15 protein-coding genes are annotated in these 18,100 nt (G+C 58.8%); 8 read left to right on the forward strand and 7 right to left on the reverse strand.

All coding sequences use genetic code 11. The annotated features are described in order from the left end of the window. The first annotated feature begins 430 nt into the window (after window positions 1-430). The 6 genes from lon (at window position 431) to cmoB (ending at window position 6,612) form a co-directional block, all read left to right on the forward strand. Window positions 431-2,848, forward strand: coding sequence for an endopeptidase La (gene lon / locus AB7M29_RS28730; RefSeq protein WP_454248531.1), 2,418 nt, complete (start codon window positions 431-433; stop codon window positions 2,846-2,848). 205 nt (window positions 2,849-3,053) lie between these two features. Continuing rightward, window positions 3,054-3,446 (forward strand): protease inhibitor I42 family protein, encoded by a 393-nt coding sequence (locus tag AB7M29_RS28735; protein ID WP_217854375.1) that lies wholly within the window; start codon window positions 3,054-3,056, stop codon window positions 3,444-3,446. Window positions 3,447-3,448: 2 nt separating this feature from the next. Beyond that, the gene (locus AB7M29_RS28740; protein WP_454248532.1) at window positions 3,449-4,090 is read left to right on the forward strand and encodes a lysoplasmalogenase; all 642 of its coding nucleotides are present in this window, start codon (window positions 3,449-3,451) and stop codon (window positions 4,088-4,090) included. A 144-nt stretch (window positions 4,091-4,234) separates the two neighbouring features. Further along, on the forward strand, window positions 4,235-4,720 hold the full coding sequence (locus tag AB7M29_RS28745) for a hypothetical protein (protein WP_454248533.1): 486 nt from the start codon (window positions 4,235-4,237) through the stop codon (window positions 4,718-4,720). 159 nt (window positions 4,721-4,879) lie between these two features. Continuing rightward, window positions 4,880-5,659 (forward strand): carboxy-S-adenosyl-L-methionine synthase CmoA, encoded by a 780-nt coding sequence (gene cmoA, locus AB7M29_RS28750; protein ID WP_454248534.1) that lies wholly within the window; start codon window positions 4,880-4,882, stop codon window positions 5,657-5,659. Next, complete coding sequence (cmoB, locus tag AB7M29_RS28755) at window positions 5,656-6,612, forward strand: tRNA 5-methoxyuridine(34)/uridine 5-oxyacetic acid(34) synthase CmoB (RefSeq protein ID WP_454248535.1); 957 nt, start codon at window positions 5,656-5,658, stop codon at window positions 6,610-6,612. The genes cmoA and cmoB overlap by 4 nt, the downstream gene beginning before the upstream one ends. A gap of 135 nt (window positions 6,613-6,747) precedes the next feature. Here cmoB and tadA read toward each other — a convergent pair whose 3' ends face one another. Continuing rightward, entirely contained in the window at window positions 6,748-7,245 is a 498-nt protein-coding gene (gene tadA / locus AB7M29_RS28760) for a tRNA adenosine(34) deaminase TadA (protein ID WP_048395492.1), read from the reverse strand. Next, window positions 7,245-8,621 carry a multicopper oxidase family protein gene (locus tag AB7M29_RS28765; RefSeq protein WP_454248536.1) on the reverse strand — a complete coding sequence of 459 codons (1,377 nt, stop codon included), beginning with the start codon at window positions 8,619-8,621 and terminating at the stop codon, window positions 7,245-7,247. Before AB7M29_RS28765 ends, tadA begins: the two co-directional genes overlap by 1 nt. Window positions 8,622-9,086: 465 nt before the next feature. Between AB7M29_RS28765 and AB7M29_RS28770 the strand changes: the two genes are divergently transcribed. Next, window positions 9,087-9,413, forward strand: a complete 327-nt coding sequence (locus AB7M29_RS28770; RefSeq protein ID WP_217854381.1) for a hypothetical protein — start codon at window positions 9,087-9,089, stop codon at window positions 9,411-9,413. A gap of 222 nt (window positions 9,414-9,635) precedes the next feature. Here AB7M29_RS28770 and AB7M29_RS28775 read toward each other — a convergent pair whose 3' ends face one another. From AB7M29_RS28775 to treP, 5 genes are all read right to left on the reverse strand, one after another. After that, window positions 9,636-9,926 (reverse strand): PTS transporter subunit EIIB, encoded by a 291-nt coding sequence (locus AB7M29_RS28775; protein WP_454248537.1) that lies wholly within the window; start codon window positions 9,924-9,926, stop codon window positions 9,636-9,638. Between the two features lie 2 nt (window positions 9,927-9,928). After that, the gene (gene ptsP, locus AB7M29_RS28780; protein WP_454248538.1) at window positions 9,929-12,463 is read right to left on the reverse strand and encodes a phosphoenolpyruvate--protein phosphotransferase; all 2,535 of its coding nucleotides are present in this window, start codon (window positions 12,461-12,463) and stop codon (window positions 9,929-9,931) included. Window positions 12,464-12,525: 62 nt separating this feature from the next. Beyond that, entirely contained in the window at window positions 12,526-13,749 is a 1,224-nt protein-coding gene (locus AB7M29_RS28785) for a maltoporin (protein WP_217854384.1), read from the reverse strand. 107 nt (window positions 13,750-13,856) lie between these two features. After that, complete coding sequence (gene treC, locus AB7M29_RS28790) at window positions 13,857-15,506, reverse strand: alpha,alpha-phosphotrehalase (protein WP_217854385.1); 1,650 nt, start codon at window positions 15,504-15,506, stop codon at window positions 13,857-13,859. Window positions 15,507-15,622: 116 nt separating this feature from the next. After that, window positions 15,623-17,065, reverse strand: a complete 1,443-nt coding sequence (gene treP / locus AB7M29_RS28795; RefSeq protein WP_454248539.1) for a PTS system trehalose-specific EIIBC component — start codon at window positions 17,063-17,065, stop codon at window positions 15,623-15,625. A gap of 238 nt (window positions 17,066-17,303) precedes the next feature. Here treP and treR point away from each other — a divergent pair, with 238 nt between their 5' ends. Beyond that, window positions 17,304-18,008 (forward strand): trehalose operon repressor, encoded by a 705-nt coding sequence (gene treR / locus AB7M29_RS28800; RefSeq protein WP_052966223.1) that lies wholly within the window; start codon window positions 17,304-17,306, stop codon window positions 18,006-18,008. Window positions 18,009-18,100: the final 92 nt, after the last annotated feature.

Raw genomic sequence — 18,100 nt, forward strand, 5'->3', positions numbered from 1 at the left:
TTTGATCTTGATCTGCCCGCCCCTTCGGGAGGCTGAGTGGAGGTGTTCATCTGGGGATTGGCGCGCAGCGCCGTTCGACGCAGTCGAACTCATCGCATGTAGGTTGAAGCGAAGCCAACCGTAGGGCGATGCCCCCAGATGGATACCGGAGCGAAGGAACGCCGAGCCTTAGCGAGGGGCCGTACGCTTGGGGCGAGACCTTTTGGTTCCTTTTGGGGCGTTTGCCAAAAGGGACTCGCCGTAAGGGCGAAACCATAAGCCGCCGTTACCGCAGCAACGGATATGTACACAACCCAACCAAAGCATGGTCGGCCCTAAGGCCGCCAAGACCTGTCAAAACCCTGAACACACACACTGAAATATCCAGAGCCATTGAAACCACCCCCCACCTGCCCCATCTAAGACCCATACCCTATTGCGCAGGTGCCCCATGACCGACCAGCAAGAATTCCCCGAAGACACGAGCGAATACGCCGAAACAGACAACGTCGAACACCACTCCACCGGCAAAGGCCTCGCCCTGCCTGGCCAGAACCTGCCGGACAAGGTCTACATCATCCCGATCCACAACCGGCCCTTCTTCCCGGCGCAAGTACTGCCGGTCATCGTCAACGAAGAGCCGTGGGCCGAAACCCTAGAACTGGTCAGCCAATCCGATCATCACTCCCTGGCCCTGTTCTTCATGGACGCCCCCCAGGAAGACCCGCGCCACTTCGACACCAAAGCCCTGCCGGAATACGGCACCCTGGTCAAAGTGCACCACGCCAGTCGCGAAAACGGCAAACTGCAATTCGTCGCCCAGGGCCTGACCCGGGTGCGCATCAAAACCTGGCTCAAACACCATCGCCCACCGTACCTGGTGGAAGTCAAATACCCGCATCAGCCCACCGAGCCGACCGATGAGGTCAAGGCCTACGGCATGGCGCTGATCAATGCGATCAAGGAACTGCTGCCGCTTAACCCGCTGTACAGCGAAGAGCTGAAGAATTACCTCAACCGCTTCAGTCCCAACGATCCGTCGCCGCTGACCGACTTCGCCGCCGCGCTGACCTCGGCCACTGGCAGCGAGCTGCAAGAAGTGCTCGACTGCGTGCCTATGCTCAAGCGCATGGAAAAAGTCCTGCCGATGCTGCGCAAGGAAGTCGAAGTCGCGCGCCTGCAGAAAGAAATCTCCGCCGAAGTTAACCGCAAGATCGGCGAGCATCAGCGTGAGTTCTTCCTCAAGGAACAGCTCAAGGTCATCCAGCAAGAGCTGGGCCTGACCAAGGACGATCGCAGCGCCGACATCGAGCAGTTCGAGCAACGTCTGACGGGCAAGGTGTTGCCGCCGCAAGCGCAGAAACGCATCGAAGAGGAAATGAACAAGCTGTCGATCCTCGAGACCGGTTCACCGGAATACGCGGTGACCCGCAACTACCTCGACTGGGCGACCTCAGTGCCGTGGGGCGTGTACGGCGAGGACAAACTCGACCTCAAACACGCGCGCAAGGTGCTGGACAAACACCATGCTGGCCTCGATGACATCAAGGACCGCATCCTCGAATTCCTCGCGGTCGGCGCTTATAAAGGCGAGATCAGCGGCTCCATCGTGTTGCTGGTGGGCCCGCCGGGCGTGGGCAAGACCAGCGTCGGCAAATCCATCGCCGAAACCCTGGGCCGGCCGTTCTATCGCTTCAGCGTTGGCGGCATGCGCGACGAAGCCGAGATCAAGGGCCATCGCCGTACTTACATCGGCGCGCAACCGGGCAAACTCGTCCATGCGTTAAAAGACGTCGAAGTGATGAACCCGGTGATCATGCTCGACGAGATCGACAAAATGGGCCAGAGCTACCAGGGCGACCCCGCCTCGGCGCTGCTGGAAACCCTCGATCCGGAACAGAACGTCGAATTCCTCGACCACTACCTGGATTTGCGCCTGGACCTGTCGAAAGTATTGTTTGTCTGCACCGCCAACACTCTGGACTCGATTCCCGGCCCGTTGCTGGACCGGATGGAAGTGATTCGTCTGTCGGGTTACATCACCGAAGAGAAAGTCGCGATCGCCAAGCGTCACCTGTGGCCGAAGCAGCTTGAGAAAGCCGGCGTGTCCAAGGGTAGCCTGAGCATCAGTGACAACGCATTGAAAGCCCTGATCGACGGCTATGCCCGGGAAGCCGGGGTGCGGCAGCTGGAAAAAAACCTCGGCAAACTGGTGCGCAAAGCCGTGATGAAGCTGCTCGACGAACCGAAAGCAGTGATCAAACTCGGCCCGAAAGACCTGGAAGCCTCACTCGGCCGACCAGTGTTCCGCAATGAACAAGTGCTGTCCGGCATTGGCGTGATCACCGGGCTGGCCTGGACCAGCATGGGCGGCGCGACCCTGCCGATCGAAGCTACTCGCATTCACACCCTCAACCGTGGCTTCAAACTCACCGGGCAACTGGGAGAAGTGATGAAGGAGTCGGCAGAAATTGCCTACAGCTACGTCAGCTCCAATCTGAAGCAATTTGGCGGTGATCCGACGTTCTTCGACGAAGCCTTCGTCCACCTCCACGTACCGGAAGGCGCCACGCCGAAAGACGGCCCGAGCGCCGGCGTGACCATGGCCAGCGCCCTGCTCTCGCTCGCCCGCAACCAGTCGCCGAAAAAAGGCGTGGCCATGACCGGTGAACTGACGCTGACCGGCCATGTACTGCCGATTGGTGGCGTGCGCGAGAAGGTGATTGCAGCGCGGCGGCAGAAGATTTTCGAGTTGATTCTGCCGGAACCAAACCGTGGAAGCTTTGAAGAGTTGCCGGATTATCTGAAGGAAGGGATTACCGTGCACTTTGCCAAGCGCTTTGCGGATGTGGCGAAGATTCTCTTCTGATAATGAAGTAGTGCTCATGCAGCCGCTTTCGCGAGCAAGCCCGCTCTCACAAGGATTGCGATGAACCTGTGGGAGCGGGCTTGCTCGCGAAGGCGTCGGTACTAACGCCTCCAAACCTTCGCCTGCCCCCCGGTTCGACCGTCACACTTTGTCTCATCTTCAGTTATGCTCGCCGTTCGTCGTGAATGCCGGAGCTGCTGATCTTATGTCCCCCACCCGCCTGTTGATCCCCCTCGCCCTCGCCCTGCTGAGCGCTTGCGCCACGCAATCGAAACAGAACGTGACCGTGGAAAAACAAAGCGAATGCCCGGTGCAACTGAACAACGGGCAGAACCTGATCCTGACCCTGCCCAGCAACCCGACCACGGGTTACCGCTGGACGATTCAGGATTCGGCCGGTGGCGTGTTGCGCGGGCTCAGCCCCGAGGTTTACAGCAACCCGGAAGACGCCGGTGTCGTCGGCAGTGCCGGCCTTTCGACCTGGCGCTTCCAAGCCTTTGCCACCGGTACTGGCCGCTTGCGGCTGACTTATTCACAGCCGTGGGCACCCGAAGTACCGGCGGTGAAAACCTTCGACTGCGCCATCGCGGTTAACTGATCGTGGGCTGGCTGATTCTGGCGCTGATGGGCGCGGTGACCTTTCTGTATGGCCTGAGCGTGCATGCCGCGTTGCTGTGCTTGCTGGTCAAACCGTTGCCAGTGTTGGCCCTGCTTGGTTGGTTGCACGATGCACCGCCCAGTGACTATCGGCGCTGGATCAGCCTGGGTTTGATTTTCTCCCTGATCGGCGACGTGTTGCTGGCATGGCCGGGGGATTTGTTCGTGTTTGGCCTTGGGGCGTTTCTGGTCGCGCATTTGGCGTATCTGAAGGCTTATTTGAGCGATTGCCGGCGTCTGGCACTGTTGCCGTTGATCCTCGCGTTGAGCGTCGGCGCGGTACTGCTGGGGATTCTGATTTCCAATGGCCTGGGACCGCTGCTGATCCCGGTGATCGTCTACGGGCTGGCCATCAGCGCCATGCTCTGGCGCGCCCTGGCCCGACTCGGCACCGACGTGCCCAAACGCTCGGCGCTGTTGGCGGCGGCGGGCGCGGTGGCGTTTGTGTTTTCTGACAGTGTGATTGGCATTAACCGTTTCGTATCACCATTCGCCGCCGCGCCATATATCATCATCCTCAGTTACTGGTTGGGACAATGGGGTATCGCAGCCTCGGCATTTAATAAAAGACAAATAGCAACTTAGCCAGATTTTCATAACCATAAAACCAATGAGCCATCTCGAAACGTTATAAAAACCTGTCAGATCTGACAGTAGCTCAGATTTTCTAGCCTACTTACTATTCCAGTGGCGTTATCCAACCACGAACGTAAACCAAGGAAGAAAATCATGAGTCTTTTTAAAAGCAAAAATTCGACACTTTCTTTAGACCCCTTTATCAGCGTCAACTGCGATATTGAAGCCAAGGTTTCAGGCCGCGTAAAGTTTCATACTCAAAACATCCAGTTCGAAAAAGACATTAACAGCAATTCGGTTGCTTTTATCGGTCGATCCTATGAAAACGGCTTTAATGATTCCAAAAAAGGGATGATGTTTATTTTTTCCAGTGACATTCAGTCCGGCACCTATTCACCCAAAGACTCAAACTTTCCATTTGAGACATTAAATTATTATGAATCTGGAGCTAACGACGATTTTACGACTTTTTACAACTACAAACCCGAAATCGGCACTATTAACGTCGAAGTAGTCGAGAGCAACTCCGAGGCATCCCGCTACATCATCAACTTTGACTTCAAAGGCAAAGACAGCAGGACCGAAGAGCTGCACATCACTGGCAAAGCCGAACTCAACGTGTTCATGCGTCCTTTATGATCTCGCTCTAAACAATGAATGACCAAGTCTTGCTTCTCGACCTGGTCATTCATTTGTCTTTTCCAAATGCTCTCTGCAGCCAAGGCCCCATCTGCCCCCTTCGCAAATTCCCCACGCTTTATCAGACAACCCGCGCATCCCCCCGTCAATTTGGCTAAAATGCCAGCCTTTTCCACCTACGCCGCTGGAACCGCCGTGAGCAAAGAATCCGATCGCCTTTTCGCCCAGCCTTTGACCCAGGTGCCTGACTTCGCCTTTAACGAGGACGTGGTTCGGGTGTTCCCGGACATGATCAAGCGCTCGGTGCCGGGTTATCCGACCATCGTGGAAAACCTCGGCGTGCTCGCCGCGCAGTTCTCCCAACCCAACAGCGTGCTCTACGATCTGGGCTCCTCCCTCGGCGCGGTGACCCAGGCTCTGCGCCGTCATGTGCGCACCGATGGCTGCCGGGTAGTCGCTGTGGATAACTCCGCCGCCATGGTCGAGCGTTGCCGCGAATACCTCAACGGCCAGGACTCGATGTTCCAGGAGTTGCTGCCGGTGGAAGTGATCGAAGGCGACATCCTGGCCCTGGAATTTCAGCCTGCCTCGGTGGTGGCGCTGAACTTCACCTTGCAATTCATCGCCCCGGACCAGCGCACCGCGCTGCTCTCGCGCATCCGCCAATCGTTGTTGCCCGGTGGCGCGCTGATCCTCTCGGAGAAGCTGCGCTTCAACGACCCCGAAGAACACGCGCTGCTCACCGACCTGCATGTGGCCTTCAAACGCGCCAACGGCTACAGCGAACTGGAAATCGCCCAGAAGCGCAGCGCCATCGAAAATGTCATGAAGCCCGACAGCCTCGAAGAACATCGCGAACGCCTGCTGGCCGCCGGGTTCTCGAAAGTCGTGCCGTGGTTCCAGTGTCTTAACTTTGCCTCGTTGATTGCCTTGCCATGATTGATCTGTCTCCCCTCGCCCGCCGTCTGGCTGGCACCCCGCTGGCCGAATGGGCCAACACCCTGCAGCGTCAACTCGACAAGAAAATGGAAAAAGGTCACGGCGACCTGGAACGCTGGCAGAGTGCGCTGGACGCGCTACCGAAGATTCAGCCAAGCGAAGTCGATTTGTTGAATGGCTTGAAACTGGACACCGATTGCGACTTTGAGACCCGCGCGCAAATGCGCAGCGCGCTGATGGGGTTGTCGCCATGGCGCAAAGGCCCGTTCGACCTGTTCGGCGTGCATGTCGACACTGAATGGCGTTCGGACTGGAAGTGGTCCCGGGTGGCTCCGCACCTGGACCTGAAAGGCAAACGCATCCTCGATGTCGGCTGCGGCAACGGTTATTACATGTGGCGCATGCTCGGCGCGGGTGCCGACAGCGTGATCGGCATCGACCCCAACTGGCTGTTCTTCTGCCAGTTCCAGGCCGTGCAGCGTTACCTGTCCGAGCCCAATGCCTGGCACTTGCCGTTTCCCTTTGAGGATCTCCCTCCCAATCTGGAAGGCTTCGACACGGTGTTTTCCATGGGTGTGTTCTATCACCGCCGTTCGCCGATCGAGCATTTGCTGGCGCTGAAGGATTGCCTGGTCAAGGGCGGAGAACTGGTGCTGGAGACGCTGGTGATCGAAGGCGATCAACAGCAGGTGTTGGTGCCGGAAGACCGCTACGCGCAGATGCGTAACGTGTGGTTTTTGCCGTCGGTGCCGGCGCTGGAACTGTGGCTGCGCCGCGCCGGTTTCAGCGATGTGCGTTGCGTGGATGTGAGCGTGACCACGGTCGAGGAACAACGCGGGACGGAGTGGATGAAGTATCAATCGTTGAGCGACTTCCTTGACCCGCAAGATCACAGCAAAACGATCGAAGGGCTGCCGGCGCCGATGCGTGCCGTCATCGTTGCCCGCAAGTAAAACACCGATCTCCCTCCCCAAGGAGATCAAAATGTGGGAGCGGGCTTGCTCGCGAATACGGACTAACATTCAACAGAGATGTTGACTGATCCACCGCTTTCGCGAGCAAGCCCGCTCCCACATTTGATGTGTGTTTTAGTCTGCTGGCTTGGCTCTACGGGCCTTGAAAAACTCAGTCAACACCGCGCTGCATTCTTCCGCCAATACCCCACCCTCATACAACACCCGATGATTCAAAAAGCCCTGGGTAAAGAACTGCCCCTGGCTCTGCACAATCCCGGCCTTGGGCTCCAGCGCGCCATACACCACCCGCGCGATCCGCGAGTGCACGATCAGCCCGGCGCACATGCTGCACGGCTCCAGGGTCACGTAGAGCGTACTGCCCGGCAGGCGATAGTTGCTGGCAGCCTGGGCCGCAGCGCGGATCGCGACCATCTCGGCGTGGGCACTGGGGTCGTTGCCGCTGATCGGGCAATTGAAACCGCGCCCAATGATTTCACCGTCCTGCACCAGCACCGCGCCCACCGGCACTTCGCCAAGGGCCGCGCCTTGAGCAGCGAGGGCCAGGGCTTCGCGCATGAAGTCGCGATCACGGCTGCGGTCGATAATCGCTGCGGGGCGAATCTGACGCATCACGCCACCTCGATGGCGGCCATCAGGCCGGTTTCCATGTGGTCGATCACATGGCAGTGGAACATCCAGACCCCAGGGTTATCCGCCACCAGCGCCACTTGCGCACGCTCGTTCTTGCCCAACAGGTACGTGTCGGTGAAGTACGGGATGACCTTGTGCCGGTTCGAGGCAATGACCTTGAAGCTCATGCCGTGCAAATGGATCGGATGTTGATACTGGGTCATGTTCTTCAATTCGAAAATATAGCTTTTGCCCTTTTCGAGCTTGGCAATCGGTCGATCGGCGCAGGTCTTGTCGGTGATGTCCCAGGCCTTGCCGTTGATCTGCCAGAGGCTTGGCGGCTTGCCGTTTTCGACATTGACCGACACCGAGCCCACCCATTCAAAATTGAAGTTGAGTTTCTGGGCATTGGCCAGGTCCGGCTCGGCCACCGGGTTGGCGGGCAGTGCCGGTGGCCACTCAGTTGGCGCATCGGTATTGGCCACTGAGCGAAAGGTGCCCAGGCGTACCGGGCCGTTGCGCAGGGACAGTTCTTCACCAGCCGGCGGTGCCTTGATCGCCAGGCAAATGCGCATGCCAGGACCCAGCCAGTATTCCTTGCCCAATGGGCGCGGTTCAATCGGATTGCCGTCCAACGCGTAGATCTGCGCTTCGACGCCAGGAATGTTCAGGCGGTACGTCAACGTGTTGTCGAGGTTGAGCAGGCGTACACGAGTGATCTGCCCGGCGGGCAAGTCGATCACCGCTTGTGAGACGCCGTTGATGGTCGACAAGCCCCCCGCCGTGCCGCCACGGGCCGCTTCGCGAGGAATGCTGAACGCTACAAAAGCACCCTCTTCATCGACGTGCCAGCTCTTGAGGCTCAAGGTCTTTTCGTATTTGAAACCGGTGGGCTCGCGCTCTTCGATGATCAATGGGCCGACCAATCCGCGACCGAGCTCTTCGCTGCTGTTCACGTGCGGGTGATACCAGTAGCTGCCGGCGTCGGGTACGCGGAATTTATAGTCGAAGTACTCGCCCGGCAGCACCGGCAACTGCGACACGTACGGCACGCCATCCATTTCCAGCGGCAGGCGGATGCCGTGCCAGTGAATGGTGGTCGCCACCGGCAGATGGTTGATGAAGCGCACCCGCAGCCATTCGCCCTGACGCACGCGCAACTCAGTGCCCGGCGCCGATGGGCCGAACGCCCAAGCCTGGGTTGTGTGCCCGGCCACCAGTTCGACGTCCAGCGGTGCGGCGATCAGCTCATAGTCGTGGCCGGCGTCAGCGTCGGCCATTTTGCCCAGCCAGTAACGCGACACGCCACCGGCCCCCACGCCAACCACCACAAGACCGGCCAGACCACCGAGTATTTGTCGACGGGTAAAGGACATGAACTCAACTACCTCACGTATCAGCCACAGGCGCGGAGGCCTGCAAAAGGCGAATACGATACACCTGCGGATGAGAAACAGTAAGGGCAGCGCGGCGGATGGTCACAGGCACGGCTGGCAATGCACCTGTGTTCAACCTCAGCTAATTGATTGAAATGAAACCCTGTGGCGAGGGGGCTTGCCCCCGTTCGGCTGCGCAACAGTCGTAAAACGATAGTCTTTAGTGGTCACTGCAAATGCAGTGGCAGGGTGTAGGAGCCCTCTCTCATGGTGCAACAGCTTTGTCGTTTGATTGCGGCGCTTAATTCGTGTCCGTAAGATCGTTCGCGGCGGCTGTGCGCGGGACACGCTTCGGCGTGGCCGAGGTTCATGAGTGCTCGGTACTCCTACTCCTGCGCATGGCTGCCACCCAAACCTGTAGGAGGGTGCGTTGGCAGCTCATATTCATACTCATGGAAATTACAAATGACGACGCTAACGCCAGACCCACCCTACGAAGAACCAATTCCCCACCCCGACAACCGCTTCATGGCCCTCACCGGCAACTGTAACGACATGCCCACCCTGTTCGTCGATACCCACGCGCCGATCGATGTTTTGTATGACGCTGCCAGCTATCGAATTCGTGCAGTCACCCAAGTGCTCGAAAACATTTCGATGCGCGGTTCGGTCGAGTGCGAATCCTTCATTCTCAGTGACTTCGCTTTGCTCTGCACCATTCCATTGCGCGATGGGTGTGATGTGCTGGATGTGATTGGGCGGCGGTTGCGGGCTCGGTCAGCAGCGGATTAGTTTCAGAGATTTCGGGCTTCTGATCCGGCGTCTTCGCAGGCAAGCCTTAATGCCATCCAGTTAAGCCGCGGAACCTGTGGGAGCGGGCTTGCTCGCGAAAGCGTTGTATCAGGCAACATCAATGTTGACTGTGCCGCCGTCTTCGCGGGCAAGCCACGCTCCCACAGGTTCTGCGTCTTAACTTACCGGCATTAGGGCAAGCCCCTCACCACAAAGGTCCGGTTATGGCTGAAGGCCGGTGATCAGATGAACCACTCCATCCTCCAGCATCATCACTCCCGGCACCCCTGCCACCGTCAACGCCTGCCGATCCATCTGCGTCATATCCCGCAATTCCACCCGCACCCGGGTCAGCGCCACCGGCTGTTGCGACTTGAGGTTATCCACTCCGCCAAGCGCGGCCACGACATTCGCGGCCAAACCGAAAACAGGCTGAGCCTCCAGTTTCGGCTCATCCACCACCAAATCCGGCGTCAACGCTTTCCAGAACGCTCGCTGCATTTTCTCGAACATGCTCAGTTCTCCAGAATTAATGAAGTATCGACCGTCGCCTCGTGGTGCAGCAGCAATGCCTCGCGTACCTGCTCGGCACTTTCCAGCCCCAGCACCTGCAGGGCGATGGCCTGGCAGTCCAGCAGATCCACTTCGCGAACCGCCGCTTTGATTGCCGGAATCAACGGCACGCTCACCGACAGTTCATCCACCCCAAGCCCGAGCAACAGCGGCACCGCCAGTTTTTCCGAAGCCATGGCGCCGCACACTCCGACCCATTTGCCATGGGCATGAGCGGCTTTCACAGTGTTGGCGATCAGGCGCAGCACCGAGGGATGAAAACTGTCGGCCTGACTGGCCAGCCGTGGGTGATCGCGATCCATGGCCAGGGTGTACTGGGTCAGATCGTTAGTGCCAATGGAGAAGAAATCCACCTCGGGCGCAAACAGATCAGCCATCAGCGCCGCCGCCGGCACTTCGATCATGATCCCCAGTTTCGGCAATTCAGTGAGGCCCAATGCCAGCGCCTCTTCTTCAAGCAGCTGACGGGCCAGCCGCAACTCCGACAGCTGCGCGACCATCGGCAGCATGATGTGCAGGCGCGCCAGCCCGGCGCTGCTCAAAATCGCCTTGAACTGATCGCGCAACAGCTGCGGACGTTCCAGGCACAAACGAATTCCGCGCATGCCCAGGAATGGGTTGGTTTCACGCTCCATCGGCACATAGGCCAACGGTTTGTCACCGCCGACATCCAGGGTCCGCACCACCAGATTGCGCGCCGGGCCCAAGGCTCGGGCGATGGCGCTGTAAGTGGATGCCTGCTCGTCATGGCTTGGCGCGTGATTGCGATCCAGATAAAGAAACTCCGAACGCAACAGACCGACGCCCTCGCCGCCCAGCGTCATGGCCTGTTCGGCTTCGGTCAGCGACGCGATATTGGCGGTGATTTCAACGTGATGCCCATCTCGGGTACAGGCGGCCAGGCCTGCATTTTCCAGCTCGTATTGTTGGCGTTTCTTTTGTCGCTGACGATTGGCTTGCAACTGCTCAATAGCGGCCAGCTCGGGATCCAGCTGCAACTCACCCTTGTCGGCATCAAGCAAAACCCGGGTGCCATTGATCAATGTCAGCACCTGAACCGGCAAGCCGCAGATCGCCGGCAAACCGAAGGCCCGCGCGAGAATTGCCACGTGGCTGGTGGCACCACCGCCGACCGTCGCGAACCCCAGCACCTTGCGCGTGTCCAGGCCAGCCGTTTGGGAGGGCGTCAGTTGCTCGGCAATCAGAATCGCCCCGTCCGGCAACTCCATCGCACGATCCTCTACGCCGAGAATCAGCTTGAGTACCCGTTGACCGACGTCGGCCAAATCCGCCGCCCGTTCGGCCAGCAAGGCATTGCCCAGGCTTCTGAACAAGGTTGCCGTCGACTCGGTGGCCGCACGCCAGGCGAAAGCGGCGCTTTTGCCTGCATCGATCAGTGCCAGGGCCTGATCCAGCAGGCCTGGGTCTTCGAGCAGTTCCTGATGAGCCTTGAAGATGTCTGCCTGGGCGTCACCCGTGGCCTTGTCTCGCAACTGCTGTAAGGCCAGAACCGCCGCCGCCAACGCCCGGGACAGGTGCTCACGCTCAACCTGAGGACTAACGCCTGATTCGCTCACCTCGAGGGTCTGCTCGGCAATCTGCACCACTTGGCCAAACGCCGACCCCGGCGAGGCGCAGACGCCGCGCAGCACCTTCAGCGATGAGGTCTCGACCACAACCGTCTCAACTTCTGCCATCACCGTGACGGCTTCCCCGCAACCGGCGGCCAGCAACTCGGCCAGCGTCTTGATCGCCACTTCGGCATCCGCGCCCGCCGCGCTGACCTGCAGGACATCACCATGGGCGGTCTGCAAAGCCATGATCGCCACCAGGGATTTGGCGTTCGCGCTGTCCTGCTGTTTATGCAGGCAAATGCTCGCCGAAAAGCTTTTCGCTGCTTGGGCAAACACTGCCGCAGGTCGAGCGTGCAAGCCGTTGGCATTGGGCAGGGTCACCGGTTTGGAGAACAGCGCTTCGCCCTTCTCCGGCATCGGCTCATCGACCGCCACTTCGGATGGATTCAGACTCAGCAGCGGCTGACCGCTTTCCACTACACCCGTTTCGGGCGTCAGCCAGGTGAACGGCTCGCCGCTGACCACCAGCATCAAGGTCAACAAACTGCGGGTGTTCAAGGCAATGTAATCGGCATCGAACTCGATCAGCGCCTGCCCCACTACTACCCGCTGACCTTCCTCCACCAACCGGGTGAAACCCTTTCCAGCCAGGTTCACGGTATCGAGGCCGATGTGCATCAGCACCTGCACGCCATTGTCGTCGGTGATGCTGACGGCATGCCCACTGACCTGCACATTACTGATCACCCCGGCCAGCGGTGCGCACAAGGTTTGCGAGGTCGGATCGATGCACAGACCGTCGCCGATCACACGACTGGAAAACACCTGATCGGGCACTTGGTCCAGCGGCATCAGCACGCCGGACAAAGGTGCCAGCAGTTGCAATTGTTGGGGTGTGGCCATGACGTCACCTGCTGTTTTGTTCTTTGAAGTGCCGATGGAGCGCGAGGCTCCGACAGCATCGCTTATTTCCACCAATACTCGACCTGCAATCCGACGTTCGCACCGTGTCGCGCTGTGCCGAAGGCGCCGGTGTCAGACAACGCCGAACCCGCCGCCAGTTCATTGGCCGCCCGTTTGGCCGCCTCGTTCCAGCTGGCATAGGTGTAATACAGACGCACCTCGGGGCGCGCCCAGAATTCCGGGCCCTTGGGCGACCACGTCGGGGCGAAGGTGAACTTGCTCAACTTGCGCGTCCCACCCGTGGCTTCAACCTGATCGTGGCCCAGTTCGGTCACCAGTTTGAACTGCTCGGTGATCGCATACGCAGGGCGAATCCCTAGGGAAATCCAGTTCTGGTCGGCACCGTCCTGGCGAATGTCTTTCTGGTAGACCGCTTCGACTTGCCCGCCGAAACGCGGCGTCACTTGCCAGTCGAAAAACTCCACCACTCGGTAGCTTTTGCTGCTGTCATCCAGCTTCACGTTACCGGTATAGCCCAACCCGGTGCCCGGACCTTCGCCGTACTGAAAGGCCAGTTTATTCTTGCCGCCCAGAAAGCCCTTCTGCACATGCTGGGTGGTTATCGCCCAACCGTGGTGAGCGTCGCGGCTGTCGGGTTTGTCGATGTAGCTCAAGCCGAACTCCAGCTCACCGCCAGGGTTGGTGTTGAAGCCAGCGACGTTGAAATCGTGACGGTTGATGTAGTCCTTCTGGTACAGGTTGTCCTTGCGCGAGAAGGCGTAGCTGTACTTCAGATCACCGATCAGCACATCTTCGATACCGCCGCCGGTGGCGCTCTGGTTCCAGTAGTAGAAGTCGGAAATGTGGATATCGTTCCGTTTGTAGTAACGCCGACCGGCCCACAGCGAACCGCCGTTGAGGCTGGGCATGTTCGACCATTGCGCATACAGCTGCGGCAGGCGCACCGAGCCGTTGTCACCGTTGAACGTCAGGTCCTTGTCGTACTGGTTATACAGCGATGCCATGCCGTCGACGCTGAGCACCGAACCATCGTCCAGGGTGTACAGATCCTGGCGCAACTCAAGTTCGGCGTATTGCTCACATTCGTTACCCAAGCGGTATTTAGTCTGCGCTCCCGGTAGCTGGAAACACTGCTGTTTACCGCTATTAACCGAGGTCCCGACGCCGCTGCGCAAGTAACCGGCGAACTCCAGCGCCTGGGCTGACAGTGGTAATGCCAGACATACACCCGCCGCTACAAGGCTGCGATTTATTGTTGTTTTCAAGAACCACCTCATTATTTTTATTGTGTGATGCAGCAAAATCGGCGCGCAAAACTCCCCCGCGCAGCGTTCTGCGTGTTTTTTAAAACGGTGCTTTTATTGGTTAAGGGCTAGTGGTTAGTCAGGTGCAGCACGAACGACTCAAACGGCCGTAAAAACACCTGCTGATTGCGCAGCGGACAGTCCGGATAGTTGCTGATGACCAGACGTTGAGTCATCGCTTCGCTGATCACCTCATCCGGCAGTTCGACTTCGCACGGCGCGCCATAGAAGTTGTTCAGCACCAGCAAACGCTCGCCATGGCCTTCACGCACGTACGCCCAGATTTTCGTGTGCTCAGGCAATAACTGCCGATACACGCCGTCGGACATCAGCGTTTCACTGCGGCGCAGGGCAATCAGCTGACGGTAGTGATGCAGCACCGAATCCGGATCGTCGAGCTGGTGAGCGACGTTGATCTGTGCCGCGTTGGCCGGCACGCCGATCCATGGTTCGGCAGCGCTGAAACCAGCGTTCGGCTCAGCGTTCCAGTGCATCGGCGTGCGACCGTTGTCCCGGGACTTCTGCATGATTGCCGCCATGTTGTCGGCGTCGCTGCTACCGGCTTCGCGCTTGAGCCGGAAGATGTTCAGGGTTTCGACATCGCGGTATTGATCGATGTGATCGAAGCCCGGATTGGTCATGCCCAGCTCTTCACCCTGGTACACGAACGGCGTGCCCTGCAGAAAATGCAGCGCCGTGCCGAGCATCTTCGCCGACACCACCCGATGCTCGCCGTCATGCCCAAAACGCGAGACCACCCGCGGCTGATCATGGTTACACCAGAACAGCGCGTTCCAGCCGCCGCCAGCCTGCATCCCGGTTTGCCAGTCGGAGAGAATGCGCTTGAGTGCGAGGAAGTCGAAATCGGCGCGAACCCACTTTTGCAGGTTCGGGTAATCAACCTTCAGGTGATGAAAGTTGAAGGTCATCGACAGCTCTTTCGACTCTGGCCGTGAATAGCGGATGCAGTGTTCCAGACTGGTGGACGACATCTCGCCGACGTTGATCAGGTCATGGCCTTCGAACACTTCACGGTGCATCTGCTGCAAGTAGTCGTGGACGTGCGGGCCGTCGGTGTAGAAGCGCCGACCATCGGTGTTGTCCTCGGGGAAATCCGCCGGTTTGGAGATCAGGTTGATCACGTCCAGTCGGAAACCGCCCACGCCTTTATCGCGCCAGAAACGCATCATCTTGAAGACTTCGGCGCGCACCTGGGGGTTGTCCCAGTTCAGGTCGGCCTGCGTGTGGTCGAACAAGTGCAGGTAATACTGACCGGTCTGGGCCTCGTACTCCCAGGCTGAACCGCCGAACTTGGATTCCCAGTTGTTCGGCTGATCGCGCCAGATGTAGAAATCGCGGTAAGGGTTGTCGAGGCTGCTGCGGGCCTGCTGAAACCAGGTGTGCTCGATCGAGGTGTGATTGACCACGATGTCGAGCATCAATTTAATCCCGCGCTTGCCGGCTTCGGCGATCAGCAACTCGCAGTCGGCCATGGTTCCGTAGCTCGGGTCGATGGCATAGTAGTCGCTGATGTCGTAACCGTTGTCGCGCTGGGGCGAACGCAGGAACGGCGTAATCCACAGGCAATCGACACCCAGCCAGTGCAGGTAGTCGAGCTTGGCCACGACGCCGAGCAAATCCCCCGTGGGGTTGCCGGCGTGGCTGTGAAAACTCTTCGGGTAGATCTGGTAGATCACCGAACGTTGCCAGTCTTGCATGGCGGGATTCCTTCAATAAATTGGGCGGTGACTGTTCTGGCCCCTTCGCGAGCAAGCCCGCTCCCACATTGGAATGCGGTCAACTGTGGGAGCGGGCTTGCTCGCGAATGGATCTATCAAGCGACCCGATACCCGGGCCGGACAATCCTCATGCTCAACCCGCAGGTCAGAACAAACGGCACGACCATGGCAATCACCATCCCGACCACGAACATCGGAATGAACTGCGGAATGATCGAGATGAAACCGGGCAAGCCGCCGACGCCGATTGCCGAGGCCTGGACCTTGTTCAGCGACAGGAAGATGCAGCCCAGCGCCGAGCCGATCAGAGCCGCATAGAACGGAAACTTGTAGCGCAGATTGACCCCGAACATGGCCGGTTCGGTGATGCCGAAGTAGGCAGAAATCGCCGAGGTCGAGGCCATGCTTTTGTCCCGCACACTGCGGGTCGTGTAGAACACCGCCAGGGCCGCGCTGCCTTGGGCGAGGTTGGACATGACAATCATCGGCCAGATGAAAGTGCCGCCCTGGGTGGAGATCAGTTGCAGGTCGACCGCGAGAAACATGTGGTGCATGCCGGTGATCACCAGCGGTGCGTAAAGCAGGCCGAAAATCGCGCCGCCAATCATGGGCGCCAGGTCGAACAGGGTGACCATGCCTTCGGTGATGAGAATCCCCAGATGGCGAGTCACCGGGCCAATCACTGCCAGCGCCAGCACACCGGTGACAACGATGGTGGTGATCGGCACCACCAGCAATTGCACCGCATTAGGCACCCGCGCCCGCAGCCACTTTTCGATGACGCTCATCACATAAGCCGCCAGCAGGATCGGCAGGATTTGCCCCTGATAACCGACCTTCTCGATCTGAAACAAACCGAGGATGTCAAAGTACGGCAGGCTCTGCCCCTCCAGCCCCGCCACCGCTTTGCCGTAGTTCCAGACGTTGAGCAGATCCGGGTGCACCAGCATCAGGCCGAGCACGATGCCGAGGATTTCGCTGCCGCCAAAGCGCTTCGCCGCCGACCAGCCCACCAACGCCGGGAGAAACACGAACGAGGTATTGGCCATCAGGTTGACCAGGCTCCAGAGCCCGTCAAGCTTGGGGTAGGCGTCCAGCAGGGTCTTGCCCTCAATGAACATGCCCTTGGCGCCGATCAGGTTGTTGATGCCCATCAACAGGCCGGCAATGATCAGCGCCGGCAGGATCGGCATGAACACGTCCGAAAATACCCGCACCAATCGCTGCATCGGGTTGATCTTGTCGGCGCTTTTCTGTTTGACGTCGGCGATGGTCGAGGCGGCGAGACCGGTTTGACGGCGCAGTTCGGCGTAGACCTTTTCCACTTCGCCGGGGCCGATCACCACCTGGAACAGGCCGCCGGTAAAGAATGAACCTTTGACCAGATCGATCTGGTTCAGCGTGGCACTGTTGACCAGTTTCGGGTCTTTGAGGGCCAGGCGCAGCCGTGTGACGCAATGCGCGGCCTGCTCGATGTTGTCGCTGCCACCGAGGCTGTGCAGCAGCTCGGAGGCGATATTCGGATAGTCGTGGCTCATGCTTTTTTCTTCCGCTGTAGTTTTTTGTTATTGGCAGCACGCCGAAGCGAAAAGTACTCGTCTGTACGAGTTATTGCAACAACTCGTACAGACGAGTTTGATTTGGTTTCTCCCAAACCCGACAGGCGGCGACATTTCCTACCTCCGAAGTCAAAGAAACCCAAAGCCGCATGGACAAACCCCTACCCTGCCCTTAAGGTTCAAAACCTTGAGCACAGCGCGGCACAGAGCCATCCCCATGAGTAAATACAACCAGATCTACAGCGATCTGCTTGCCAGCATCACGACCGAACGTCTGGAACGCGGCGCACGACTGCCTTCCGAAACCGAGCTGATGGACAGCTATCAGGCCAGTCGCGGCACTGTGCGCAAGGCCATCGAGCAATTGCAGGAGCGCGGTTTCGCCCAGAAAGTCCACGGCAAAGGCACCTTCGTGCTGTCGACCAACCCGATCGAATTTCAACTCGGCGGCATCGTCAGCTTCCAGGAAACCTACCCACGACTGGGCAATGACGTCAGCACCGAGGTGGTCGAATTCGCACAAATACCCCTCGAAGGCTCGCTGCTTGAACACATCAAGGCCAAAGAAGGCAGCCTGATCACACGAATCAAGCGAGTGCGACGGATCGACGGTAAACGGGTGATCCTCGACATCAACCATTTCGTCAGCGACGTGATTCCCGGCCTGTCCCGCGACATCGCCGAACAATCGATTTACGCCTTCATCGAGCAAACCCTGCAACTGCAAATCGCCTACGCCCAGCGCACCATCGAAGCGGTGCCGCGCAGCAAGGATGACCAACAACACCTGGACCTCGACGGCCAGAGCCATGTGATCGTGGTCAGCAACCAGACCTTCCTGCAGGACGGTCGACAATTCGAGTACACCGAGTCGCGACATACCCTGGACAAGTTCTACTTTTCGGATGTGGCCCGGCGCTGACACTACACGGTACTGAATCGACAATGGGCATAACTATGTAGTGCACATTTCTTGAGCGAACGGGTCATCCTCGATGCCCATTTCTCAAGGAT

This window comes from Pseudomonas sp. F-14 TE3623 (genome assembly GCF_053629015.1).